General features: G+C 42.3%; 25 protein-coding genes. 18 read left to right on the top strand and 7 right to left on the bottom strand.

Going from position 1 to position 25,537, the window contains the following annotated elements:
• The first annotated feature begins 57 nt into the window (after positions 1-57).
• The 4 genes from ACLI1A_RS05510 to ACLI1A_RS05525 all read left to right on the top strand — a co-directional run bounded on the left by ACLI1A_RS05510 (position 58) and on the right by ACLI1A_RS05525 (position 6,136).
• Positions 58-978, top strand: a complete 921-nt coding sequence (locus ACLI1A_RS05510; RefSeq protein WP_411406934.1) for a homoserine kinase — start codon at positions 58-60, stop codon at positions 976-978.
• Positions 978-2,270, top strand: coding sequence for a threonine synthase (gene thrC / locus ACLI1A_RS05515; protein WP_411406936.1), 1,293 nt, complete (start codon positions 978-980; stop codon positions 2,268-2,270). Before ACLI1A_RS05510 ends, thrC begins: the two co-directional genes overlap by 1 nt.
• Before the next feature lie 17 nt (positions 2,271-2,287).
• Positions 2,288-3,829: an ArnT family glycosyltransferase gene (locus ACLI1A_RS05520; RefSeq protein WP_411406938.1), complete on the top strand. Its 1,542-nt coding sequence runs from the start codon at positions 2,288-2,290 to the stop codon at positions 3,827-3,829.
• Positions 3,830-4,003: 174 nt separating this feature from the next.
• The gene (locus ACLI1A_RS05525; protein WP_411406940.1) at positions 4,004-6,136 is read left to right on the top strand and encodes an RICIN domain-containing protein; all 2,133 of its coding nucleotides are present in this window, start codon (positions 4,004-4,006) and stop codon (positions 6,134-6,136) included.
• A 136-nt stretch (positions 6,137-6,272) separates the two neighbouring features.
• On the opposite strand, the gene ACLI1A_RS05530 is transcribed toward ACLI1A_RS05525, so the two are convergent.
• The gene (locus ACLI1A_RS05530; RefSeq protein WP_411406942.1) at positions 6,273-7,205 is read right to left on the bottom strand and encodes a peptidylprolyl isomerase; all 933 of its coding nucleotides are present in this window, start codon (positions 7,203-7,205) and stop codon (positions 6,273-6,275) included.
• Between the two features lie 97 nt (positions 7,206-7,302).
• Between ACLI1A_RS05530 and ACLI1A_RS05535 the strand changes: the two genes are divergently transcribed.
• The 4 genes from ACLI1A_RS05535 to ACLI1A_RS05550 all read left to right on the top strand — a co-directional run bounded on the left by ACLI1A_RS05535 (position 7,303) and on the right by ACLI1A_RS05550 (position 9,856).
• Positions 7,303-7,830, top strand: a complete 528-nt coding sequence (locus ACLI1A_RS05535) for a hypothetical protein (RefSeq protein WP_411406944.1) — start codon at positions 7,303-7,305, stop codon at positions 7,828-7,830.
• A 108-nt stretch (positions 7,831-7,938) separates the two neighbouring features.
• The gene (locus tag ACLI1A_RS05540) at positions 7,939-8,391 is read left to right on the top strand and encodes a DUF1569 domain-containing protein (protein ID WP_411406946.1); all 453 of its coding nucleotides are present in this window, start codon (positions 7,939-7,941) and stop codon (positions 8,389-8,391) included.
• A 180-nt stretch (positions 8,392-8,571) separates the two neighbouring features.
• Positions 8,572-9,249: a tRNA (guanosine(37)-N1)-methyltransferase TrmD gene (gene trmD / locus ACLI1A_RS05545; RefSeq protein ID WP_411406948.1), complete on the top strand. Its 678-nt coding sequence runs from the start codon at positions 8,572-8,574 to the stop codon at positions 9,247-9,249.
• Positions 9,250-9,307: 58 nt separating this feature from the next.
• A complete protein-coding gene (locus tag ACLI1A_RS05550) occupies positions 9,308-9,856 on the top strand; it encodes a hypothetical protein (protein WP_411406950.1) in 549 nt (182 codons plus the stop codon).
• 6 nt (positions 9,857-9,862) lie between these two features.
• Here the strand turns inward: ACLI1A_RS05550 and ACLI1A_RS05555 are convergent, their stop codons facing one another.
• Complete coding sequence (locus tag ACLI1A_RS05555) at positions 9,863-10,162, bottom strand: hypothetical protein (RefSeq protein WP_411406952.1); 300 nt, start codon at positions 10,160-10,162, stop codon at positions 9,863-9,865.
• 56 nt (positions 10,163-10,218) lie between these two features.
• The gene (locus ACLI1A_RS05560) at positions 10,219-11,244 is read right to left on the bottom strand and encodes a threonine aldolase family protein (RefSeq protein ID WP_411406954.1); all 1,026 of its coding nucleotides are present in this window, start codon (positions 11,242-11,244) and stop codon (positions 10,219-10,221) included.
• A gap of 52 nt (positions 11,245-11,296) precedes the next feature.
• Between ACLI1A_RS05560 and prfB the strand changes: the two genes are divergently transcribed.
• The 3 genes from prfB to priA all read left to right on the top strand — a co-directional run bounded on the left by prfB (position 11,297) and on the right by priA (position 16,424).
• A protein-coding gene (prfB, locus tag ACLI1A_RS05565; RefSeq protein ID WP_411406956.1) for a peptide chain release factor 2 occupies positions 11,297-12,398 on the top strand; the annotation gives its coding sequence in 2 pieces (ribosomal slippage) (positions 11,297-11,359 and positions 11,361-12,398; 1,101 coding nt in all).
• Between the two features lie 120 nt (positions 12,399-12,518).
• Positions 12,519-13,886, top strand: a complete 1,368-nt coding sequence (locus ACLI1A_RS05570; protein ID WP_411406958.1) for a TIR domain-containing protein — start codon at positions 12,519-12,521, stop codon at positions 13,884-13,886.
• A gap of 87 nt (positions 13,887-13,973) precedes the next feature.
• On the top strand, positions 13,974-16,424 hold the full coding sequence (priA, locus tag ACLI1A_RS05575; RefSeq protein ID WP_411406960.1) for a primosomal protein N': 2,451 nt from the start codon (positions 13,974-13,976) through the stop codon (positions 16,422-16,424).
• Between the two features lie 78 nt (positions 16,425-16,502).
• Here the strand turns inward: priA and ACLI1A_RS05580 are convergent, their stop codons facing one another.
• Positions 16,503-17,201, bottom strand: coding sequence for a LytR/AlgR family response regulator transcription factor (locus tag ACLI1A_RS05580; protein WP_411406962.1), 699 nt, complete (start codon positions 17,199-17,201; stop codon positions 16,503-16,505).
• 182 nt (positions 17,202-17,383) lie between these two features.
• On the opposite strand from ACLI1A_RS05580, the gene rpsF reads away from it, so the two are divergent.
• The 4 genes from rpsF (at position 17,384) to ACLI1A_RS05600 (ending at position 19,130) form a co-directional block, all read left to right on the top strand.
• Positions 17,384-17,725 carry a 30S ribosomal protein S6 gene (gene rpsF / locus ACLI1A_RS05585; protein ID WP_411406964.1) on the top strand — a complete coding sequence of 114 codons (342 nt, stop codon included), beginning with the start codon at positions 17,384-17,386 and terminating at the stop codon, positions 17,723-17,725.
• A 2-nt stretch (positions 17,726-17,727) separates the two neighbouring features.
• On the top strand, positions 17,728-18,024 hold the full coding sequence (gene rpsR / locus ACLI1A_RS05590) for a 30S ribosomal protein S18 (RefSeq protein ID WP_322624722.1): 297 nt from the start codon (positions 17,728-17,730) through the stop codon (positions 18,022-18,024).
• A gap of 15 nt (positions 18,025-18,039) precedes the next feature.
• A complete protein-coding gene (gene rplI / locus ACLI1A_RS05595) occupies positions 18,040-18,498 on the top strand; it encodes a 50S ribosomal protein L9 (RefSeq protein ID WP_411406966.1) in 459 nt (152 codons plus the stop codon).
• A 164-nt stretch (positions 18,499-18,662) separates the two neighbouring features.
• Complete coding sequence (locus tag ACLI1A_RS05600) at positions 18,663-19,130, top strand: DUF6495 family protein (RefSeq protein WP_411406968.1); 468 nt, start codon at positions 18,663-18,665, stop codon at positions 19,128-19,130.
• A gap of 176 nt (positions 19,131-19,306) precedes the next feature.
• On the opposite strand, the gene ACLI1A_RS05605 is transcribed toward ACLI1A_RS05600, so the two are convergent.
• A complete protein-coding gene (locus ACLI1A_RS05605; RefSeq protein ID WP_411406970.1) occupies positions 19,307-20,287 on the bottom strand; it encodes a hydrogen peroxide-inducible genes activator in 981 nt (326 codons plus the stop codon).
• A 217-nt stretch (positions 20,288-20,504) separates the two neighbouring features.
• Between ACLI1A_RS05605 and ACLI1A_RS05610 the strand changes: the two genes are divergently transcribed.
• Entirely contained in the window at positions 20,505-20,924 is a 420-nt protein-coding gene (locus ACLI1A_RS05610) for an OsmC family protein (RefSeq protein WP_411406972.1), read from the top strand.
• 72 nt (positions 20,925-20,996) lie between these two features.
• Here ACLI1A_RS05610 and ACLI1A_RS05615 read toward each other — a convergent pair whose 3' ends face one another.
• The gene (locus tag ACLI1A_RS05615; RefSeq protein WP_411406974.1) at positions 20,997-21,359 is read right to left on the bottom strand and encodes a hypothetical protein; all 363 of its coding nucleotides are present in this window, start codon (positions 21,357-21,359) and stop codon (positions 20,997-20,999) included.
• 188 nt (positions 21,360-21,547) lie between these two features.
• Between ACLI1A_RS05615 and ACLI1A_RS05620 the strand changes: the two genes are divergently transcribed.
• Entirely contained in the window at positions 21,548-22,726 is a 1,179-nt protein-coding gene (locus tag ACLI1A_RS05620; protein ID WP_411406976.1) for an acetyl-CoA C-acyltransferase, read from the top strand.
• Positions 22,727-22,936: 210 nt separating this feature from the next.
• The gene (locus ACLI1A_RS05625; RefSeq protein WP_411406978.1) at positions 22,937-23,698 is read left to right on the top strand and encodes an NlpC/P60 family protein; all 762 of its coding nucleotides are present in this window, start codon (positions 22,937-22,939) and stop codon (positions 23,696-23,698) included.
• An 89-nt stretch (positions 23,699-23,787) separates the two neighbouring features.
• Here the strand turns inward: ACLI1A_RS05625 and ACLI1A_RS05630 are convergent, their stop codons facing one another.
• Positions 23,788-25,416, bottom strand: coding sequence for an acyl-CoA carboxylase subunit beta (locus ACLI1A_RS05630; protein ID WP_411406980.1), 1,629 nt, complete (start codon positions 25,414-25,416; stop codon positions 23,788-23,790).
• Between the last annotated feature and the right edge of the window lie 121 nt (positions 25,417-25,537).

Consider the following 25,537-nt stretch of genomic DNA (forward strand, 5'->3'; position numbering starts at 1 on the left):
CACCAATTCATTACTCATAAAATTCGTTTAATTAGCATAATTCGTGGCCAATAAACTATGGAGGAGATAAAATTATTTTGCCCGGCTACCATTGCCAACGTATCATGTGGATTTGATGTGTTGGGGCTTTGCCTGGACAGCACGGGCGATGAAATGACCATAAGAAAGTCTGCCGAAAAAGGCATACGCATCACTGAAATCATCGGTGCCGATTTGCCTTTGGAAACCGAAAAGAACGTGGCCGGTGTAGCAGCGCTTTCGCTACTGGAAGCACTTCAGCCTTATTGCGGTTTTGACATCAGCTTTACCAAAAAAATCAAGGCAGGTAGTGGCATAGGCAGTAGCGCTGCAAGTGCGGCAGGTGCGGTATTTGGCATCAACCATTTACTGGGTAATCCGCTTAGCACAAAGGAACTGGTTTTCCATGCTATGCAGGGCGAAAAACTAGCCAGCGGCAGCGCCCATGCCGATAACGTAGCTCCTGCCCTTTTGGGTGGATTTACGTTGGTTCGCAGTTATGAACCTTTGGATATCATTGCCATAAAAGCTCCGGCGGAGTTGTATGCTACGGTTATCCATCCGCAGATAGAATTAAAGACCAAAGACGCGCGCTCTGTGCTACGCGAAAACATCAGCCTTAAAAAAGCTACCATACAATGCGGCAACATAGCAGGACTCATAAGCGGGCTGTACACCGAAGATTACTACCTTATAGGCCGCTCCCTGCACGATGAACTTGTAGAACCCGTACGCAGTATACTGATACCTAAGTTTGCCGAACTAAAAGCTGCAGCCATTGCAGCGGGTGCTTTGGGTGGAGGGATTTCGGGTTCGGGGCCATCGGTATTCGCGCTAAGCAAAGGCAGAGAAAACGCAGAGAAGGCCGCACAGGCAATGAAAGTAATTTTAGAAGAAATCAATGTGCCGTTTGAAGTACATGTATCGGCAATAAATCCAACAGGAATAAAGATATTATAATGAAATACTACAGCTTAAATAACCCCGACATACAAACCAGCTTTAAGGAAGCAGCCATAACCGGCATAGCCAAAGACAAAGGGCTGTACTTTCCGGAAAGCATACCACAGCTGGATGCTGATTTTATAGCAAACATAGAAAACTACAGCTATGAAGAAATTGCCTACCGTGCCATAGCGCCATTTGTAGGCGATGAAATACCCGAAGATAAACTAAGGCAGATTGTAGCCGAAACCCTTGCGTTCCCGTTCCCTGTGGTGCAGGTAGAAGAAGGCGTGTATTCGCTGGAGCTGTTTCACGGGCCTACTATGGCGTTTAAGGATGTAGGCGCACGCTTTATGTCGCGTTGCCTTAATTACTTTACACAGGGCGAGGATAAAAAGATTACCATACTGGTGGCAACTTCGGGTGATACCGGCGGGGCTGTAGCCAGTGGTTTCCTGGGTGTGGAAGGCATAGATGTAGTAATCCTTTACCCAAGCGGTAAGGTGAGCGACGTGCAGGAGAAGCAGCTTACTACCCTTGGTCAAAATATAAAAGCCTTGGAAGTTAACGGTACCTTTGACGACTGCCAGGATATGGTAAAACAGGCGTTCCTTGATGAAGAATTAAAAGATGTGAGCCTTACGTCGGCCAATTCTATAAACGTGGCGCGCTGGTTACCGCAGATGTTCTACTACTTTATAGCCTATAAAGAGTTAAAAAAACTAGGCAAACCGCTAGTGGTGAGTGTACCGAGTGGTAACTTTGGGAACATATGTGCCGGTATGATGGCTAAGAAGATTGGCCTGCCTATAGCGCACTTTGTGGCTTCTACCAACGTGAATGACACGGTACCAAGATTTATGGAATCACAACAATATGAGCCTAAGCCTACCGTAGAAACCCTGAGCAACGCTATGGATGTAAGCAACCCGAGCAACTTTGTACGCATACTGGAACTGTTTGGTAAGGAGTTTGGCGCACTTGATAATGAGCTTACCTCATATTCCTTTACCGATGCCGAAACTGTGGCTACCATGCAAAAGGTATACACCGAAGACGGCTACCTGTGCGACCCTCACGGTGCTGTAGGTTACCTCGGTTTAAAAAAATATTTAGAAAATCATGAAAATTTAACAGGAGTGTTTTTAGAAACCGCGCATCCTGTTAAATTTGCAGACAGCATTGTAAACAACCTTAACATTGAAATCCCTATTCCGGATCAGATAAAGGCGGTACTGGGCGGCGAGAAAAAAGCCACAAAGATAAGTACCTACAGTGAGCTGAAGGATTTTTTAAAACACCAATAAAACTCTGCATATAAGCCATGAAGAATACTGTAATACTGTTGTTATTTGTCATCATTAAAATAGTATTACAGTTTTTCCTCATAGACCCCGGTTACGACCTGCACCGCGACGAATACTTGCACCTGGATCAGGCACACCACTTAGCCTGGGGCTATTTATCGGTACCTCCGGTTACCTCATGGTTTTCATACCTAATCTGGCTTTTGGGCAACGATGTTTTTTGGGTACGCTTTTTCCCAGCACTTTTCGGAGCTTTGACCATAGTAGTGGTGTGGCACATCATTAAAGAGCTGAAAGGTGGTTACTACGCCCAGATACTGGCTGCTACCGCACTTACTTTTAGTGCACTGGCACGCATCAACCTACTATTCCAGCCCAATTCTTTCGATATACTGGCCTGGACGTTTGTATGCTTTGCACTCATAAAGCACATCAGTACACAGCAAAACCGCTGGCTGTATGTTATGTCAGTGGGCTTTGCCATAGGCTTCCTTAACAAATACAATATTGTATTTCTCGTAGCCGGAATAGTACCTGCGCTGCTTTTTACTAGGAACAGCCGCATACTTGCTAACGGGCATATTATAGGGGCTACTCTACTGGCATTGCTCACTATTTCACCCAACCTGTACTGGCAATACGACAACTACTGGCCGGTGCTGCACCACATGAAGGAACTGAACGAAACTCAACTTATAAATGCCGACCGTGGTGGTTTCATAAAAGAGCAATTGTTGTTTTTTATTGGTACATTCTATCTGGTTCCGGCTGCATTAATTGGTTTTCTTGCCTACATCCCTTTTAAAAAATACAGGGTGTTCTTTGTGTCATTCTTCATAGTACTGGGTATTTTTATCTGGTTTAAAGCCAAAGGATATTATGCTTTAGGGCTATACCCTGTTTATATTGGCTTTGGTTCGGTATATCTGGAAGAGTTGTTGCAAACAGGCAAAAAGCGCTTCATAAAGCCGGTTTTGGTCATCCTTGCCATAGCACTGTTCATCCCGATTGCCACAGTTGCATTCCCGATATACAGTCCTAAAGAGATTTCAACAATATCGGCACGCTATAAGAAACTTGAACTATCGCGTTGGGAAGACGATAAGCTGCACGACCTGCCACAGGATTTTGCCGATATGCAGGGGTGGCGTGCCATTGCTTTAATGGCTGAAAATGCCTACCACAAAGTAGATACAAATAACAATACGCTTGTGTTGTGCGACAATTACGGACAGGCAGGAGCCATAAACTATTACAGTACTGACCCAAATATACAGGCGGTAACCATGAATGCCGACTATGTAAACTGGATAGACCTGAATAAAAAATACGCTAACGTGATTTTGGTACAGGAAGCAAGTGACGACGATCCGGAACGTGAAAAAGAAAAGCCACTTTTTGAATCGGTAACCCGATACGGTAAGCTGAACAATCCATTGGCAAGGGAAAACGGAACTAGTATTTACATCCTTAAGGGCGCTAAAGTGGACATAAGACCTCTTTTAAAAGCAGATATCACCGACGAAAAGAATCGTTGGAAAGGTTTTGAGACAAAGTAAGATTCAAGTGTTAAAAAACTGATTTTCAAAGGTGTTTAATTCATTTAAATAAGTTTTTGTAAAGATTTAAATAGCAGAATGATAGGTTTTTGATAGAAGGTGTTTTGAACCTCCTGAAAATTTAAGAGACTAATTTTATGCAAATTAAAATTTTGTCTCATTAAATTTTTAATTATGAAAAACCATTCACTCATTTCTCGCGCAAGCGCAAAAAAACTTTTTATTACTTCAGCTACCGGATTACTCCTCAGCTTTTCGGGGTTGGCACAAACCGTAACCCCGTGGCTTACTAAAGGCGACCAGTCGGCCTTAATTGCCCAGCAGGGAAATGTAAGCTTTACTACAAACTCCGGCACCAACTCAAACACCATTACCGTAACCCCCGGTACCACCTACCAAACCATAGACGGCTATGGCTGGACACTGACCGATGGCAGCGCACAGGTAATTTCGGGACTGAATGCCACTACCCAAAACAACCTGCTACAGGAACTTTTTAATCCCAGCACAGGGCTTAGTTCTAATGTGGTGCGCATTAGTATTGGCTCATCAGACCTAAGCCAGTACACCTACAGTTACGACGACACCTATGGAGATACAGCGCTAAACAACTTCAGCCTGTCGGGTTTTACGCTTACCTACACAGTGCCGATATTACAGAAAATCCTTGCCATTAACCCAAACATCAAAATACTGGCTACCCCGTGGAGTGCCCCGTATTGGATGAAAACCAACAATGGCTGGATAGGCGGCAGCCTTTTGGCAGCCAACTACAGTGTGTATGCTAATTACTTTGTAAAGTACCTACAGGCCATGCAGGCACAGGGTATAAAGATTTGGGCCATAACCCCTCAAAACGAGCCTGAGAACCCATACAACGAGCCAAGCATGACCATGAACTCTACCGAGCAGAAAAACTTTATTAATAACAACCTTGGCCCAGCATTGATGTCGGCCGGATATGGTTATGTAAAAATCATTGCCTTTGACCACAACTGCGACAACACCGCCTATCCTACCGATGTGCTGAACAACAGCAGCTATGTAGACGGCGCAGCTTTCCACCTGTATGCAGGCAGCATATCAGCAATGACCACAGTAAAAAACAACACCGGTAAAAACGTATATTTTACCGAGCAATATGTAGGCGGCCCAGGCAGTTTTTCGGGCGACTTTGGCTGGCATATGCAAAATGTGGTAATCGGCAGTATGAATAATTGGAGTAAAACCGCATTGGAATGGAACCTGGCTACTGATACCTCTTACGGGCCACATACCTCGGGTGGGTGTACCAATTGTATGGGAGCCGTAACCATAAACAGCAGCAGCAGTTATACCCGTAACTCACCTTACTACATCATCGGGCAAATATCTAAGTTCGTAAAAAACGGCGCTGTACGCATAGGCAGCAGCAGTACAAACGGCAGCCTTTCGGCTTCAGCGTTTAAAAACAACGACGGTTCAGTAGTGCTTGTGGTATATAACTCATCGGGTTCGGCATTGAGCACCAAAATTGTATCGGGTTCCAATGCATTTACTTACTCAATCCCCGCTTCTGCAGCCATAAGTTTTAAGTGGACTGAAGGCAGCACGCAGGGTTTTCCAGGCTACTACAACATTATTTCGAGGTTGAGCAGCAAAGGGCTGGATGTAGCCAACAATTCTACCTCAAGCGGTGCAAGCATACAGCAATGGGACATTACGAGCGGTGGTGGAAACAACCAACGCTGGAGGTTTGAAAGCGCAGGTAATAACCAATATTACATCCGTGTAAAATCAACCAATATGTACCTTGCCTTGGCAAGTACAAGCACAGCAGATGGTATAAAAGTGCAGCAAAAAAGTTTTGTAAATAACGACACCTACAAGTGGACAGTAACCAGTGTGGGCAGCGGCTATTACAAAATAGAAAATGTATATAGCGGAAAAGCGCTTGATGTTACCGACGTTTCTACAGCTAATGGCGCACTTATTCAGGTGTGGGCATATGGAGGTGGTACAAACCAACAATGGTCTTTTACGCAAGTAGAAAACAGTGCCAAACCGGCCGGCAGTAAAAAAGTAGGAGACATAAGCACTCCTGTATTCAGCATTTACCCTAACCCTGCCGGGGAAAAAGTAACACTTGTCGCCGATGAAGCCGGCAGCTATACCATAACCAGCCTTACCGGAAGTGTAGTGGCAACAGGTAACGCAGCCAAAGGTGATAATAGTATCTCCGTAAATCATTTGGCAAGCGGATACTACAGTATAGCCCTGCAAACGGAAAGCGGCACTGTAGAAACACAAAAACTGGTAAAACAGTAATGATGTATTAAGGTGGGAGTATTAAGAATTAAGAGATTAATAGGCATACTCGTTTTTTATATATACCTTTCCTAAAAATGAAGGCTGCCCAACTGGGCAGCCTTCTATCTTAATACTTCGAACTAAAGTCTTAATACTATTTCACGTCCATAAGTTCTACGTCGAAAATAAGTGTAGCATCCGGAGGGATAACACCACCTGCACCACGAGAACCGTAACCAAGGTACGACGGAATAACAAAACGGGCTTTGTCACCTACCTGAAGCAGGGCGATACCTTCATCCCAGCCTTCAATCACGTGGCCTTGTCCTAATGGGAATTCAATAGGCTGCTTACGCTTGTAAGACGAATCGAACTCCATACCGTTTTCAAGAGCACCTTTGTAGTGTACTGATACTTTACGGCCGGCTTCTGCTTTTTTACCGTTACCTTTTTGAATTATTTGGTAGCGAAGACCGCTTTCAGTTTTTTCGAAACCTGCTGCAAGTTTTTCAAGAGCTTCCTCAGCCTGGCGTTTTTGCTCGGCAATACGTTTTTCACGCGACCCTTCAAAGGTACGAAAGGCCTCTATTGCATTCCATTTTTGGGCTTCTTCACCCACACGAATAATCTCAAGCTGCTCTATTTTATCACCTTGCTGAATAGCATCAACCACATCCTGTCCTTCAACTACGTTTCCAAACACAGTATGTTTGTTGTCTAACCACGGAGTAGCCACGTGCGTAATAAAGAACTGAGATCCGTTAGACCCAGGACCGGCGTTAGCCATACTTAGTACACCCGGGCCATCGTGTTTAAGGCTTGGGTGAAACTCATCGTCAAATTGGTAACCAGGACCGCCTGTACCTTTGCCCAGCGGGCATCCGCCCTGAATCATAAAGTCAGAAATAACACGGTGGAATACCAGTCCGTCATAATATGGTTTGCCCATCGGCTTAGCATCGTTATCAAGGTTACCCTCGGCAAGGCCCACAAAGTTGCCCACAGTCCCCGGAGTAAGATCGTAAGTAAGTTTCACAAGGATATCTCCTTTTGAAGTATGAAATTTTGCGTAAATTCCGTTTTCCATTATCTATCAAGTTTATTTGAAGCAGCAAATTTACAAATTTATTTGTGGAGGTAACTCATATCAAAACAGTAAATTTGGTATCCCTTAACATACCAGTATGCTAACACAATTAACTAAATACTGTGCTAACTGTGCACAAAATATTCATTTAGAAGTTAATGATACCGCAACGACTTTTTCGGATTATGAAAATTTGATTGCACTACCTTGCAATAACTGCAATATGAATGTCTTTAATCACATTGATTTGAATACTATTAAAATAGACAAGCAAATTTTAGACGTTTGGGGGAAACATCCTAATCTTTATTTTTTTGAACAGGACGAAGAAATCATTTTAGCTGATGAAGCAAATATTGCACTCTTTATAGACGCAATAGACAACAGTAACTATTTACAATTTAAAAAAGAAATATTACTCACGGCATTATGCGTTTTGTTCTATGATAATAGGGTAAAAGACGATGGATACACAGAAGAAGAAAACGAAGTACGAAAGGGTATTGCTCTTAACATTTTGCCTTATCTCAAACTTAAGAAGGGAATGATACATAAATTACCTGATTGGTTACTTTTAGATTACATCAAAGATGTACTATTCCTCGAAATAAAAATATTAGAATAATGACCAATTCAATTCGTCAAAAAAATAATAAAAAGAGGTTTACACACTATTATCGGGGATAAATAACTGAGAATTATTCTTAATTTTGATACGTTAAAAATCACCATTATGGAAAGCCTTTTTCACCCGGTAGGGAATCAGCATATATTAGACCGTATAGACAAACTTACCCCTATAAAACTATCTGAATGGGGCGTAATGACTGTGAGCCAGATGCTGGAACACTGCCAAATGCCTTTACAGGTAGTATACGGTACACGCCAACTTAAAGTAAACCCGCTTTTGAAGTTCTTGTTCGGAAAAAGTATAAAGAAACAATTTACCAGTGTGCATCCTTTTGGTAAAGGCATGCCTACAGCAAAAGAGTTCAAAGTAACACACGAACCACACTTTGAAACGGCGAAAACTCAACTTAAAGAATTGGTGGCCAAGTTTAGCCGCGAAGGCCATGATGGCATTAAGGTAACCGATCATCCACTATTCGGGAAAATGACCTATGAGGAAATAGATACCGCCCAATGGAAACACCTTGACCACCACCTGAAGCAATTCGGGGTATAATTAATGTAAAAATGGTTTAATGTAACAATTAATCAATTTTTGGCAACGTGTTTACTGGCTTGGGTTTAATTGCTACATTAATTCATTAAAAAATTGGCACATCAAATACTGTATACACAATGTTTTATGCACCGCCTTTAATTGTTACATTTGCACATTGAAAAATTGATATATTAGAAAATGCGCATCGATATCATTACCGTATTACCTGAGTTATTACGCAGCCCATTTGAGGCTTCTATCCTGAAACGTGCCATAGACAAAGGCCTGGTAGAAGTACACCTGCACAACCTTAGGGATTACAGCACTAACAAGCACAAAAACGTAGACGACTACCAGTTTGGCGGCGGTGCGGGTATGGTGATGTCTATTGAACCCATAGACCTGTGCATAAGCAAACTGAAAGCTGAGCGCGAGTACGACGAGGTGATTTATATGACCCCGGACGGAGAAACGCTAAACCAGGGGATGGCAAACAGTATGTCGCTTTTAAAGAACATCATAATCTTGTGCGGGCATTACAAAGGTGTAGACCAGCGCGTGCGCGACCAGTTTATTACTAAAGAAATATCTATAGGTGATTTTGTGCTATCGGGTGGTGAGCTTGCCGCTGCTGTTGTGGCAGATTCTATCATACGCCTGATTCCGGGTGTATTGAGCAATGAAACCTCTGCCCTTACCGACAGCTTTCAGGACAACCTGCTTGCCCCACCGGTATATACCCGCCCGGCCGAATACAAAGGCTGGAAAGTGCCGGATATCCTATTAAGCGGTCACCAGGCAAACATAGACAAATGGCGTGAGGACATGGCATATGAACATACTAAAACCCGTAGGCCGGATCTGCTTGAAGGTTAGTTTGTTTATTGTTTATGGTTCATTGTTGCTCACTCTTACATTATAAAGCCAACCAATCATGATACATGCTACAATAAAACCGAATGAAATAGGGCTTGAGTTCAAAGTGAAGCCTGCCAATATTATTTTCAGGATATTATTCCTGGTAATTAATGTTGCATGTGCTGTATTGGCTATAGGGATACTTTTTGTACCGGGCGGCAGCCCTTTCGGCAAGCTTATCGGGGCTGTATTCCTGGGGGCGTTTGTGGTATTCCTTTCAAGGTCGCTTTTATGGAACAGCTTTGGCAGGGAAGTGTATGAAATATCTGCCAGCGAGTTTACCTCAATAAATGATTACGGATGGTACAAGGATAAGAAGAAAGTCACTCCTCTGCCGCAAAATTTGGAATTGCATTATATCGACACAGAATACCCACAAACAATTTCACCACTAAATGAAAATGTGGTATTCCAAAAGAAACGGGAATACAAAATAGTATTTAAAGTTGACGGTATGTTTCACCCTTCGGTTGTTGACCAAAAAAAGGAAGAAATGGAAAATTTCATGAAACTGCTTCCTGAATTTCAGAAAATCTATGGACATGCCGAAAGTGATAAAGGATAATAAAAATTAGTCTACTTCCCCTTTTTCAAAATAAAGTCCTTTTTGACCTGTCTTTACCGAGCGGATCACAAGTATATAATGGTCATAATTATGGTAGACAGAATCAATTATTGCTGTGGGTATATTATCTTTAAATATAGTATCGTTATGTAGCGGGTTACTTTTTTTGGGAAAGTTTACCCAATCGCCAAGGTCATGTGCCCCTTCGCCAAACTTCCACTGATGCGAAGCCACAATCTCCTCATTTGATTTCTTACAGGAAACCAAACTCATAGCCATAGTGAGTAATGGAAGTAACTTTTTCATAAACTGAAACCGTACGGTTCGAGTAAGCAACTTTAAACCTTAAACTTTAAACAAAATTAAACCGTAAACCTGCTCAGCGTTTCCACTACATACTGGTGCATTACCTCTTTATAATCCAGGTGGGTTACTATACGTAATTTGCCCTGCCCCATAGAGCTGATAAAAATGCTTTTTTGTTTCAGTTTTTCTATTACAGCCGTTTCGTTGAAACCCTCTCGAAGCGTAAAAATCAGGATGTTTGTTTCCACAGGTTCCACTTTTGCCACCCACGGAAGTTGGCTCAGCAGTTGGCCCAGCTGTTTCGCACGGCGGTGGTCTTCCTCCAGGCGGCCTACGTTGTGCTGTAGTGCATACATACCCGCAGCAGCAAGATAACCGGCCTGCCTCATGCCGCCACCAAGCACCTTACGGATGCGCAGCGCACGGTTCATATCGGCTTTGCTGCCCACCAGTACCGAACCTACCGGGGCACCAAGCCCCTTGCTAAGGCATACCGATACCGTATCAAACAGTTCGCCAAACTGGCGCGGGTGCTGGCGCTTTGCCACAAGGGCATTCCACAGACGGGCGCCGTCCAGGTGGTATTTAAGGTTGTTTTGGGTACAAACCTCTTTTATATCACGTAGGGTTTGCAGGTCATAGCACGCACCTCCCCCTTTGTTAGTTGTATTTTCTATGCATACCAATGATGTAAGCGGACTGTGGTAAAAATCAGGCGGGTTTATAGCCTCCTGTACCTGCTGTGCCGTAACCATACCACGGTTACCGTCTATCAGCTTGCACGACACACCACTGTTAAACGCAGCACCGCCACCTTCGTAGTTGTACACGTGCGCCCATTTATCGCAGATAAGCTCATCACCCGGCTGGGTATGCAGTTTAATTGCGGTTTGGTTTGCCATGGTACCGCTGGGAAAAAACAGCCCGGCTTCTTTGCCAAAAAGCCCTGCCACCGTTTCCTCCAGTTCGTTTACCGAAGGGTCTTGTTTATAAACATCGTCTCCCACACGTGCGCGAAACATTTGTTGCAGCATTTCGTGTGATGGTTTGGTAACCGTATCGCTAATTAAATTAATTTCCATATTATGAAAAGTATCGCTTATTTTTGTAAGCAATTACAAAACTACATTTTTTATGACAAATACCGAACAAATTAAAGGTATTATGGAGCGCCTTGGAGCACTGAGGAGGTATCTTTGACATCGACAGGAAGTTAATAGAAATAACCAACGAAGAAGAAAAGACCTACGCCCCTGATTTTTGGAACAACGCCAAGCAGGCCGAGCTTATTGTGCGCAACCTGCGCGGCAAGAAAAAGTGGGTGGAAGACTATAACAAAGCCAACGAGTTAGCCGAGGAATTACAAATAATGTTCGACTTTTTTAAGGAGGGCGATGTTACCGAGGAAGAACTCGACAACCAGTACCACGAAGTACTTACCCATATAGAAAACCTGGAGTTTAAAAACATGCTATCGGACGAAGGTGACAGCATGAGTGCCGTACTGCAAATTACAGCCGGTGCCGGTGGTACCGAAAGCTGCGACTGGGCCAGTATGCTTATGCGTATGTACATAATGTGGGGCGAAAAACACGGCTATAAGGTAAAGGAACTCAACTTTCAGGAGGGGGAGGTTGCCGGTATTAAAACCGTAACGCTGGAGTTTGAAGGCGATTACAGCTTTGGCTGGCTTAAGGGCGAAAACGGCGTACACCGATTGGTGCGCATTTCCCCGTTTGACAGTAATGCCAAGCGCCACACGTCGTTTGCATCGGTGTACGTGTACCCGCTTGCCGACGATACCATAGAAATTGAGATTAGCCCTGCCGACATCAGTTGGGAAACCATGCGAAGCAGCGGTGCGGGCGGACAGAACGTAAACAAGGTGGAAACCGCGGTACGCCTACGCCACCACCCTACCGGGATTATCATTGAAAACTCGGAAACGCGCTCGCAGCTGGATAATAAGATTAAGGCGATGCAGCTCCTGAAATCGCAGCTTTATGAAATAGAGCTGAAGAAACGCCAGGCAATGCGCGACGAAATTGAAGCCAACAAAATGAAAATTGAGTGGGGTTCGCAAATACGTAACTATGTAATGCACCCGTACAAGCTGGTTAAAGACGTACGCACCGCACACGAAAGCAGCGATGTAGACGGCATTATGAACGGCGAAATAGACCCGTTCCTGAAAGCCTATCTTATGATGATGGGGCAACAGGAAAGTGAGGAGTAATTTTTTTCTTCCATTTCGAGCGCAGCGCAGCGGAGTCGAGAAATCTCTGAATATTAGGAAATCCTGTGGTGAAAACTGCGGGATTTTTTTGTTAAATTGCAAAATCTTAAACCAACAATTATGGCGAGAATATTTATCAGCTATAGCTACCAAGACAACGATTTTACAATGAAATTAACTGAAAGGTTGAAAAAAGATAAGATTGATGTCTTAATCGGTCGTCATGGTATTGCTAACGATGATAACATCATTGAAGAAGTTAATAATGCTCTCAAGGACATTGATTATCTGATCGTAATACTTTCAAAAGCGGGAGTTAGTTCCCAATGGGTAAATCATGAGTTAGGAATTACTCGCCTAAATGAAATTTCAAAAGATATAACTATAATTCTTCCCGCACTTATTGAAGATTGTGAAATTCCATCATTTTTAAGAGAAAGATTATATGCCGATTTTCGGCTTTCCTTCGAAGAAGGATATAACAAACTCATCAGAGCTTTAAAAAGAAAAAATAATATTAAATTACAAGAGCCAGATCGTGATGTTGAAAATTTTCAAGTTGAATCTTATGAATATCAAATAAAAAGTTTAAAAGACTCTTTTAGAAATGGCAATTTAACTTTATTCTGTGGTGCAGGCATTTCTTATGATGCAAAAATACCTACATGGAATATACTTTTGAAATCATTATTAAAAGCAATCTATTCTGAGAATCCACATGAAATACCAAATCTGGATGATAAATTAGCTAATCTTTTTTTAAAAAGAATAAATGTCAGTCCTCTAATTCTTGCTCAGTATTTAAAAACTATGTTAGGAAATAAGTTCACTTCGACCGTAAGAGATACTTTATATAAGGACTGTACAGATGAAAGTTCAACAATTGAACAAATTATAGAACTATGTCGGCAAAAAAGAAACCGTCATCCTTTGAAAGCTATTATAACTTTTAATTTTGACGATTTGATTGAAGAGAAGCTTCTAAAAGAAAAAATAGATTTCAAATCTATTTACAAAGAAGGCGAAAGATTTAGTGATGAAGAATTACCTATTTACCATCCTCATGGATTTCTTCCTCGAAAAATTGAACTTACAAACGAGAATGAAGTCGTATTTAGTGAAGATGCATATCACACGCAGTTTATTGATCCATTTAGTTGGGGTAATCTTGTTCAATTAAGTCATCTAAATAATAGCACATGCTTGTTTATAGGAATTAGTTTAACTGACCCAAATATGAGAAGATTACTTGATGTGTCAGCAAGAAAAAATGGTAAACGAGAAAAAAATCATTATATAATAAAAAAACGTTACACACTTGAAGATTTATATCCTGAAAATCAAAATCTTTCTAAGAATGATCGAAAAGTAATACCTGTATTGGAGAACATTGAAGAGCAAGATGCAAATAACCTAGGATTTAATGTAATATGGATAAATCAATATAAAGAGATTTCACAAATACTTACAGAAATTAGAAAAAAGTAGCACCACACCAACCCGTAACAAAATTGCAGGTTTTTCTTTTTAAATAGCATAACTACTTTCTTCTTATCTTTGCCCTAAACACACTCCATGCCTTATTTTATTGAAGTGATACTGCCGCTGGCTGTGCCAAAAACCTTTACCTACTCGGTCAATGCGGCGGAGTACGCGTTTTTGCAGCCCGGTATGCGCGTGGCGGTGCCCTTTGGTAAAAACAAGCTGTACACAGGGCTGGTACATTCGCTACACCAAAACCCTCCCCAACTCTATCAGGCTAAGGACATTGACCAAATCCTGGATGATGCTCCTATTGTAACCGCTAACCAGCTAAAACACTGGGAGTGGATAGCATCGTACTATATGTGTACCGTGGGCGAGGTGTACCGCAATGCCCTGCCCAGCGGGCTGCTGCTGGAAAGCGAAACGATAATTACCCCAAAGAAAGATTTTACCCCGGATGCGGGCCAACTCACCGACGACGAATACCTGATTTACGAAGCACTGCAAAAACAGAGCGCACTTAAGGTAGAAGAGGTTGCCGCTATACTGAATAAAAAAAAGGTACTCCCTACCCTAAACCGCCTGATTACAAAAAACGTGGTGCTGCTACAGGAGGAAATTGCCGAAAAATACAAACCAAAGGTTATTCGCTACGTGCGGCTACAGGAGGAGTTTTTACAAGAGGAACAACTCAGCGGGTTGCTGGAACTGCTAAGCCGTGCGCAAAAACAGCGCGAACTGGTACTGCACTATTTTCAGCTACAGGCACGCGAACGTAAGCCCATTACGGTAAAAGCCCTGCTGGAATCGGCAGGAAGTACACCGGCGGTATTAAAGTCGCTCATCGATAAAAACATTTTTGAAGAATACTTTTTGCAGGAAGACCGTGTAAGCTTTTCCGAAAGCGGCGATGCCGGTTTTAAACTCAGCGACCGTCAGCAGGTGGCGCTAAACACCATTAAGGCCAGCTTTGAACTACTACCTGTTACCCTGCTGCACGGCATTACCAGCAGCGGGAAAACCGAGGTATACATACAACTCATTGAAGAATACATCAATTCCGGTAAACAGGTATTGTACCTGCTGCCAGAAATTGCGCTCACCACACAGTTGGTTCACCGGCTGTCGGCTTATTTTGGTAATAAAGTAGCAGTATTCCACAGCAAATACACCAATAACGAACGCATAGAGGTTTGGAACCAAGTGTTGCAGCAAAGCGAAAAAGCGCAGGTGGTTATAGGAGCGCGGTCGGCTTTGTTCCTGCCGTTTCAAAACCTTGGCCTTATTGTAATAGACGAGGAACACGAGCAGACCTTTAAGCAGCAAGACCCTGCACCGCGCTATCATGCCCGCGATGCGGCTATTGTACTGGCAAATTATTTTGAGGCAAAAGTACTGTTGGGTTCGGCTACACCAAGCATAGAAAGCTACACCAATGTACAAAGTGGTAAATACGGTTACGCCGAACTTAAGGAACGCTACGGGCGTGTACTTCCCCCGGAAATTATTCTGGTAGACCTGAAAGACAAGTACAAGCGCAAGCAAATGACCGGGCATTTTAGCGACACGCTTCAGGAAGCCATAGCCGAAACGCTAACACAAGGCAAGCAGATAATACTGTTTCAAAACCGCAGAGGCTACTCGCCCTGGGTAGAGTGCATGAACTGCGGACACGTACCACAATGCCCTCAATGCGATGTAAGCCTTACCTATTATAAATACAAAAACCAGTTGCGTTGCCACTACTGCGCCTATACGATGGCCATGCCTACGCATTGTCACCAGTGCCATAGTTTAGATATAAGCACCAAGGGCTTTGGCACCGAACAGATAGAGCAGGAATTGCAGGGAATATTCCCGAAGCGTAATACCTGGCGTATGGACCAGGACACCACCAAGGGCAAGCACGGTTACGAAAAGATAATTGACGCATTTAAAAACCGTGAAATAGACATACTGGTGGGCACACAAATGCTGGCCAAAGGACTTGATTTTGACAATGTGGGCATGGTAGGCATCCTTAATGCCGACAATATGCTGCACCAACCTGATTTCAGGGCGTTTGAACGTGCGTACCAAATGATGGTTCAGGTGGCGGGCCGTGCAGGGCGTAAATACGACCGGGGCAAGGTGTACATACAAACGTACAATCCGCTACACAATATTATTCAGCAGGTAACCGAAGGCGACTACGAAGGCATGTTTAAGGAGCAGCTTTACGAACGTAAAAACTTTAAGTATCCTCCATATTACAGAATGGTACGCCTTACACTAAAGCACCGCGATTACGAAAAGCTGAAAGAAGCATCGTTTTGGCTGTACAACGTATTAAAACAACATTTAAACATCCCGATACTGGGTCCGGAAGAACCTTCTATTAGCCGTATACGTAATGAATACATACGTACCATTATAGTAAAGATCCCCCTAGGTGCGGCACTTGGCACCACAAAACGAAATATAACCCGCATACTGGAAAGTATGGATACCATAGCCCAGTACCGTTCTGTAAAGGTTACCCCTAATGTAGACCCATATTAAAACAAAACAGACTGCAAAAGCAGTCTGAAATGTATGTTGTAGTGGAGAGGTTTTTATAAGCTTTTTTTTACAGGCAATTTATTGTGGCCTGTTTAGCACTGCTACAAGATCTTCTTTCTTGTTACGGCTCAATGGAATTTTTGTATCGCCTATTTCAGCAAACTTGCTGTTAAAGCGTTCTACCTTATCCAGGTTAATAATATAGGACTTGTGTACACGCATAAACTTGTCTGCGGGGAGTTCACTCTCAAATGATTTCATGGTAGACAGTACCAAATGAGAATCGTCTTCGGTAATAATTTTAATATAATCACCAAAAGCTTCCACCCAGCGGATTTTAGAAATGTACACCTTAAAGTTTTTAAGGTTGCTCTTTACAAAGATAAACTCGCCTTCTTCCTCTACTCCTTCTTTTTGGAGCAGTTTCATGTCAATTGCCTTTTGTACAGCTTTATTAAACCTGTCTTTGGTTACTGGTTTGTGCAGGTAATCAAGCGCTGCATAGTCAAAAGCCTTAAGTGCATAATCTGATTTTGAAGACACAAAAATTATTTGTGGCCGCACCTTAAGACCATCGAGCAAGTCAAAACCTGTTTGTACCGGCATTTCAATATCCAAAAAAAGCAAATCAACATGTTTGTGCAATATACAATTGCGCGTTTCGGAAGCATTTGAAAAATCGCCTACTAACGTAAGGTTAGGATGCTCATTTACAAGTTTAGCGATGGTAATCCTTTGTATTGTGCTATCATCAACAACAACACAGTTCAGTTTCATCTTTTTATATTTTTTTGAAAGTTTTAGTAATCAGTATTATGCTTTTTTTTGATGGAATGCTTACAAATATAATGTTTTTTTTCGTTTTAGATAATAGGGAAAAAACTAAAAAATTAAGGTTGCACATTAAATAAAAAGAATTACCTTTGCAGCCAATTTTATAACAAAATTTATATAGTACTATGAATCACTATGAAACTGTTTTCATCTTGAATCCCGTTTTATCTGAAACCCAGGTAAAGGAAACAGTAAGTAAGTTTGAAGACTACCTTACTTCTAAGGGTGCCGAGTTTGTATCAAAAGAGGATTGGGGCCTTAAGAAACTGGCTTATGAAATCCAAAACAAAAAAAGCGGGTTTTACCACCTGTTTGAATTCAAAGCTCCTGCTGATGCACTAATCGGCTTTGAAACTGAATTCCGTCGTGACGAAAGGGTTATGCGTTTCCTAACTGTAGCGCTTGACAAACACGCGATTTCATGGGCAGAAAGAAGAAGGGAAAAACTAAAAGCTAAAGCAAACTAATTATGTCAACAATAGAGCAGTCAGCTAAAGGAAAAAAAGACGGAGATATCAGGTATCTTACGCCTTTAAACATAGAGACAAACAAGACTAAAAAGTATTGCCGTTTCAAGAAATCAGGTATCAAGTATGTAGATTACAAAGATGCAGATTTCCTACTTAAATTTGTAAACGAGCAAGGTAAAATCCTTCCTCGTCGCCTTACCGGTACTTCACTAAAATACCAAAGGAAAGTATCTGTAGCCGTTAAAAGGGCACGTCACCTAGCACTAATGCCATATGTGGCTGACTTACTAAAATAATAAAGAGGCAATATTATGGAACTTATACTTAAACAAGACGTACAAAACTTAGGTTTTAAAGATGATGTAGTTACAGTAAAGCCAGGATACGGCCGTAACTTCCTTATACCACAAGGATTTGCAACACTTGCAACTCCTTCTGCTAAAAAAGTTCTTGCTGAGAACCTTAAACAAAGGGCTTTCAAAGAGCAAAAACTTGTAAGCGATGCTAAAGCTACTGCTGAGGCTATCAAAGCTATCGAAATAAAAATTACTGCTAAAGCAGGTGGCGAAAAACTTTTCGGTTCTGTTACTAACGCTGATCTTGCTGAGATCCTTGCGGCTAACGGACAGGCTATCGACAAGAAATTCATCACCAGCGGTATTGTTAAGCGTACAGGTAAGTACACTGCTTCTGTAAGGCTACACCGCGAAGTAATCGTGGAACTTCCTTACGAAATCGTTGCTGAGCAACCGGTTGCTGCCGCTAACTAATTAGCATAAGTGATACACTAAGCCTTCCCTAACCGGAAGGCTTTTTTATTTAGGCTATTTGGCACAAGTTTTAAGAACGCACACAATTCATTTCTAATAAATTATACAGTCATACATTTCCTTAATTAGCGATAATTAGCGAAATTCGCGGCAAAATTTTAACAATGAAATACATCCGCCTTACTAAAGAACAACTGGAAGAACTACACCCGGAGTTTAGCCGTTTTCTGGCATCGCAACAGATAGACCGTAATGAATGGGACACCCTGAAAGTTGAAAAACCGGAAGTAGCAGAACAGGAACTCGACGTATTTAGCGACCTTATATGGGAAGCCGTGCTGGATAAAGCTCAGTGGCTGGAACACTACAGCCCGAATCATATATTTTTGTTTAAAATGGGCAAGGAAAGCATGGAGAGCATTATTATACATGCCCACACCCCTACCGCCGACCTTACTACCGAAAGCGGCCTGATGTGGCTGAATGAAAACATTTTTCACGATGAGGTAAAGGTTACACGTGGTAAAAAGGACTTTGGCGAAGACCGTAATGCAGAAATTTTCAGCCTTATGGAACAGGGCGCCACACTTACTGATGGCCAATTGTATGCACAGTTTGAAGATATGTTTTAGTACTTTTCAGCCACGAATTACACTAATTTTCACAAATTCAAAAGGCGCTTACTTTCTTCCATTTCGACCGTAGCGTAGCGGAGAAATCTCAAATATTTAATTAGAGAGATGTCTCCTATCGTCGACATAGAACAACGCATATCAATTTATGAAAATTCGCGTAATTCGTGGCTAAACTACAAGCCCTTCATCGCCTCCGCAACTTTTTCAATAAAGTAAGGAGAATCATTCCACCTGATTTTTTTATGGGCTTTGTTTTGCCTTATGCTTTCGGGCAGGCAGTTCCATATAGCCTCACTCATTTTTTCCAGTAGCAGCTTACGTGTAAAGGTATCAGCCACTACAAGGCTTATCTCGCGTACCGGCACAGGCTCTTCAAACGGTTTAAACATAAACGACTCAGGCTCATTAAGTACCGAAAGCTGCGGCACCAACGCAAACCCCAACCCTGCCCTAACAAGGTTTTTCAGCGTCTCTATAGAATTTATCTCGTACTTAAAACGCTCCTTGCTAAAACCACCATCTTTAATTCCGCAAATATCCAGTAACTGGGCATTAAAACAGTATTCATGTTCAAGCAGCAATAACTCAGGACTGTCCTGTGGCTGTAGTTTATAATGTTTAGCCTCCGCCATAGGATGCCCCTCATTTAAATACGCCACAAACGGCTCCTGAAAAACCGGATATTCTCTCAGCACTCCATTACCGGTAGGCGTAGCCATAAGCGCTATGTCTATAGCACCTGTCTCCAGATCAGCCATCAATTGCCCCGTATTGCTCTCCCGAATAATAAACTTCATGTTTGGCACACTGGCACTCATCGCTTTAATAAAATGCGGTATAAGATACGGCGACAGCGTACTGATAACACCAAGTGTTACCGTACCATCCAGGTCGTTTTTCTTATTTACCACAAAATCACGTATAGCATCGGCTTCCCGAAGCACCTTACGGGCACGCAAAATAATCTCCTCACCAGCCGCTGTAGGCTTTAACGGCACCTTTGTACGGTCGAAAATTTTAATTCCTATCTCTTCTTCAAGATTTTTTAACTGTATGGTAAGTCCTGGCTGGGTTACCATACTCTCTTCGGCAGCCCTTGCAAAATGGCGGTGTTCATCGAGCGCTACTATATAACGGAGTTGCTGAATTGTCATGATTATAAAATTATTTTATAAAGATAAAAAATTATTAATTTGATTCACATTTTACCAGCACCGTACATTTGTATCATCAAAATGCAAGAACAGATTGATACTAATAAAAATAACAAAGGCTTAACAAGGCACAGTTCACAGATTAAATAACTTTACTGATTAAGCCCTATCTTTAAAAACAACAACAAATAAATAATCACTTTAAAAAATTATCACCATGAAATTCACAAGAACCGCAAGCACAAACTGGAAAGGTACAGGTATGGAAGGCGCAGGTAGCGTTACAACTCAAAGCACCGTGCTAAACAACACCCAGCTTTCATTTAAAACCCGTTTTGCCGACGGTATAGGCACTAACCCAGAAGAGCTTATAGCCGCTGCGCACTCCGGTTGCTTTACCATGCAGCTAAGCTTCTTAATCTCAGAAAAAGGTTTTACACCTGAAGACCTTACTACTGAAGCACAGGTAACTTTTGAAGACGGTACCATTACTAAAATTCACCTGAAACTTGAAGCTAACGTTCCGGGTATGACAGAGCAGGATTTCCAGGAAACTGCTGCAAAGGCAAAAGAAATTTGCCCGGTATCTAAAGTGCTTAATGCCGAAAAAACACTATCAGCTACACTGGTAGGTTAATTCGAGCCTCCACATACAAACAAAAAACTCCCTCAAATGAGGGAGTTTTGCTATTTAATACTGCTTATTTTTTTACGAAAAGCTGTACGAAACTACGACAGTATTTCCTTCAGCCGAAGCTACTTTGCCACGGGCACGTTTCTGTTGTACTTTTTTATACAACTCTATATCACTTAACGAGCCAATGGTTTGGTACACACCGGCTGCATTTTTAGCTTTTACAAACACTTCACCCGCCGTAGCAGTTTCCTGAAATACCAGTTGATCTCCGGCTGCAAGCTTAAGCCCGGCAAGAACCTCTTCATTTATATTAATCAGCGGTGCATCGTTAGCATTATCAGATTCTGTAAAAACTACTTTGCCCGGCGTACGGTATACTTTATTCACTAAAAAAACAAGGGCAGCAACCCCCATTAATACTGCAACTATATTCATAACAAAAAACAAATTTGAATTGCAATATTAGCTTATAAAACAGTACTCTCATCATAATGCCTCAATTTTCTCCGATTTTTAACAAGACAAGCCATTTTATAATTATTTTTCAATAAAGTATTTTTTTAAGCCAAAGAAATCATTAAATTCGCAATACAAACAACATAAATGTAAAGACATTTAAAACCATGGATAAAAAAGTTGTAATAGTATCGGCGGTACGTACGCCTATCGGCAGTTTCCTTGGCGGGCTATCTACCCTAACAGCTCCGCAACTTGGCGCGGCAGCCATAAAAGGTGCCCTAGAAAAAATAAACCTTGACCCTGCACTGGTAGACGAAGTGCTTATGGGCAATGTGGTACAGGCCGGTGTAGGCCAGGCACCCGCAAGGCAGGCTTCGAGGCTTGCCGGATTACCGGATAGTGTAATAGCCACTACGGTAAACAAAGTGTGTGCAAGTGGTATGAAAGCCGTAACCCAGGCTGCACAGGCTATAATGCTGGGCGATGCAGAAATTGTAGTAGCCGGCGGTATGGAAAGCATGAGCCAGATTCCGCATTATGTACACATGAGGAATGGTTACAAATTTGGTCCGGCAACCATGTTAGACGGTCTGCAAAAAGACGGACTAACCGATGCTTACGACAATAATGCCATGGGAGTTTGCGCCGACCTGTGCGCTACCGAATATAAAATAACCCGCGAAGAACAGGATGAATTTGCTATTAACTCATACAAGCGCTCTGCTGCTGCATGGGATGCAGGTAAGTTTGACAATGAAATTGTCCCTGTTGCTGTACCGCAGCGCCGTGGTGAACCAATCATTGTAAGCAAAGACGAAGAATACACTAACGTAAAGTTAGATAAGATTCCGTCGCTTAACGCTGTGTTTACCAAAGATGGTACCGTTACTGCTGCCAATGCCTCTACCATAAACGACGGTGCCGCTGCACTAGTACTTATGAGTGAAGAAAAAGCGAACAGCCTTGGACTGAAACCGCTTGCTTACATAAAAGGTTACGCCGATGCCGAGCAGGAGCCAAAATGGTTTACTACAGCTCCGGCTAAAGCATTACCTAAGGCACTTAACAAAGCTGGCATAACCAAAGACGATGTAGATTTCTTTGAGTTTAACGAAGCTTTCTCAGTAGTTGGCCTTGCCAATGCGAAAATCCTTGGCCTTGACGGCAACAAAATAAACGTAAACGGTGGTGCTGTATCACTGGGGCATCCTCTTGGAGCATCAGGAGCGCGTATACTGGTAACACTGATAAACGTACTGGAACAAAACAACGCCAAAACCGGTGCAGCTGCTATTTGTAATGGCGGTGGTGGAGCTTCGGCTATTGTTATAGAAAGAGCATAATACACTGCAAAGCAGCATTCATATAAATCCGGGATATGGTTGTACTATATCTCGGATTTTTTATTGTGGATATTTTTTTAATAATTCCCTCGTTTATGGGTAGAGCATGTTAAGAAGCTTCCGAATTAACTGCTATATTTGTAGCAACGCGAAAAACCGCTACAGCAATTTCAATAGAAAATAAAAAATAGAAAATAATAAATTCAGAGGATGTTTGGTATTTGTAACCTTGCTATTGTACCCTTAAGGCTGGAACCCAGTGACCGCAGTGAGCTAACCTCGCAGGTATTGTTTGGCGAACATTTCAAAATACTGGAACAAACCGAAAAATGGAGCCGTATAGAACTTGGGTATGACGGTTACAACGGCTGGATAGACAACAAGCAATATCTTACGATTAGTGAAGTTGCCTACAACCATCTACAGGAAACCGACCCGGTAATGAACGGCGACTTAATAGAATACCTGGCCTCTGCAAATAACCAGTTGCTTCCCATACCTATGGGAGCAGCGCTTACAGCACTGGACGATGCAAACCTAAACCCTGAGCAATTTGCATTTGACGGATTACGCGTATCAGGCATTAAAGGAAAAAGCCAAATACTGGACACGGCATATATGTACCTTAATGCGCCTTACCTGTGGGGAGGTAAAACTCCGTTTGGCATAGACTGTTCGGGCATGGTACAAATGGTTTATAAACTGAATGGTTATAAGCTGCTGCGCGATGCCAGCCAGCAAGCTACCCAGGGAGAAGCCCTAAGCTTTATAGAAGAAAGTGAACCCGGAGACCTTGCGTTTTTTGATAACGAAGAAGGCCGGATTATCCACGTAGGTATAATTATGGAAGACAACTACATAATACATGCGCATGGCAAAGTACGTATAGACCGCCTGGATCACCTGGGCATTTATAACGTAGACACCAAGCGACATAGCCATAAGCTAAGAGTAATAAAAAAGATAATTTAAGTATTCTGCTGAACAACTTAAGCAAAAAGGACTAAAATGGAAATTACCACTTTAGTCCTTTTTTATTTAATAATAACTCCGTTAATTCATTACACCTGAATTACACCCAGGTTAAATTGCTTTTCTATAGGCGCGTGGTTAGCCGCCTCTATACCCATACTTACCCAGGTACGGGTATCTACAGGATCTATAACACCATCGGTCCACAGGCGGGCTGCAGCATAGTATGGAGATACCTGTGCATCATACTTCGCTTTTATTTTATTAAACAGCTCGGCTTCTTTCTCCGGAGTCAACTCCTCACCTTTTGCCTTAAGCGAACTTGCTTCTATCTGCAACAGTACTTTTGCTGCCTGAGCACCTCCCATTACTGCAAGTTCTGCACTTGGCCAGGCAGCTATAAGCCTTGGGTCGTATGCTTTACCACACATAGCGTAGTTACCCGCGCCGTAGCTGTTACCTACCACTATAGTAAACTTAGGAACAACCGAGTTACTTACAGCGTTTACCATTTTGGCACCGTCTTTAATAATACCGCCGTGTTCGCTTTTGCTTCCCACCATAAAACCGGTAACATCCTGCAGAAACACCAACGGAATTTTCTTCTGGTTACAGTTGGCTATAAAACGCGTAGCCTTATCAGCACTATCAGAATAAATCACTCCGCCAAACTGCATTTCGTCTTTTTTGCTTTTTACCACTTTGCGTTGGTTCGCTACGATACCTACAGCCCAACCGTCTATACGGGCATAACCGGTAATAATAGTTTGGCCGTAGCCTGCCTTGTATTCATCAAACTCGGAGTTGTCTACCAATCGCTTGATGATTTCCATCATATCATACTGCTCGGTACGGGTACGTGGCAGCACGCCATAAAGCTCATTTATATCAAATGCAGGCTTAACCCCTTTAATTCTGTTAAATCCGGCCGTAGTATAATCGCCTATTTTACTAACTATGCTACGAATACGATCTAACGCATCCTTGTCATCTTTGGCTTTGTAATCAGTTACTCCGGATATTTCGCAATGCGTAGTAGCCCCACCTAACGTTTCGTTATCTATTGTTTCGCCTATGGCTGCTTTTACAAGGTAACTACCTGCAAGGAAAATACTGCCGGTTTTATCCACTATCAGTGCTTCGTCACTCATAATAGGCAAGTACGCACCTCCGGCAACACAGCTTCCCATAACAGCAGCTATCTGCGTAATACCCATACTACTCATAATGGCATTGTTACGGAATATACGCCCAAAGTGTTCCTTATCCGGAAAAATTTCATCTTGCATAGGCAGGTACACGCCCGCGCTGTCTACAAGATATATAATGGGCAAACGGTTTTCCATAGCTATTTCCTGGGCACGCAGGTTCTTTTTCCCGGTTATAGGAAACCACGCACCGGCCTTAACCGTAGCATCGTTAGCCACAACCACACATTGCTTACCAGAAACGTATCCTATTTTTACCACTACACCACCCCCGGGGCAGCCGCCGTGCTCTTGATACATACCATCTCCTGCCAATGCTGCTATTTCAATACTTTTAGTATTTTTGTCAAGGAGATATTCTATACGTTCGCGAGCCGTCATTTTACCTTCGGCATGAAGCTTTTCAATACGCTTTTCACCGCCACCCAGGTACACTTTATTAAGTTTTTGCCTCAAATCTGACAGCAAAAGTTTATTATGGTCTTCGTTCTTATTGAAGTTTATATCCATAAAATTTGAGTATTTTTAAAAACAAATAATTTTTACATCACTAAAATACGAATTTGTTTTTATTTACCTAAAAATATCTACAATTTTTCAAAAACAAAGACTTAACCTCTTGTTAACATTC

The organism is Flavobacterium sp. RHBU_3, from assembly GCF_046613565.1.
GTDB lineage: Bacteria > Bacteroidota > Bacteroidia > Flavobacteriales > Flavobacteriaceae > Flavobacterium.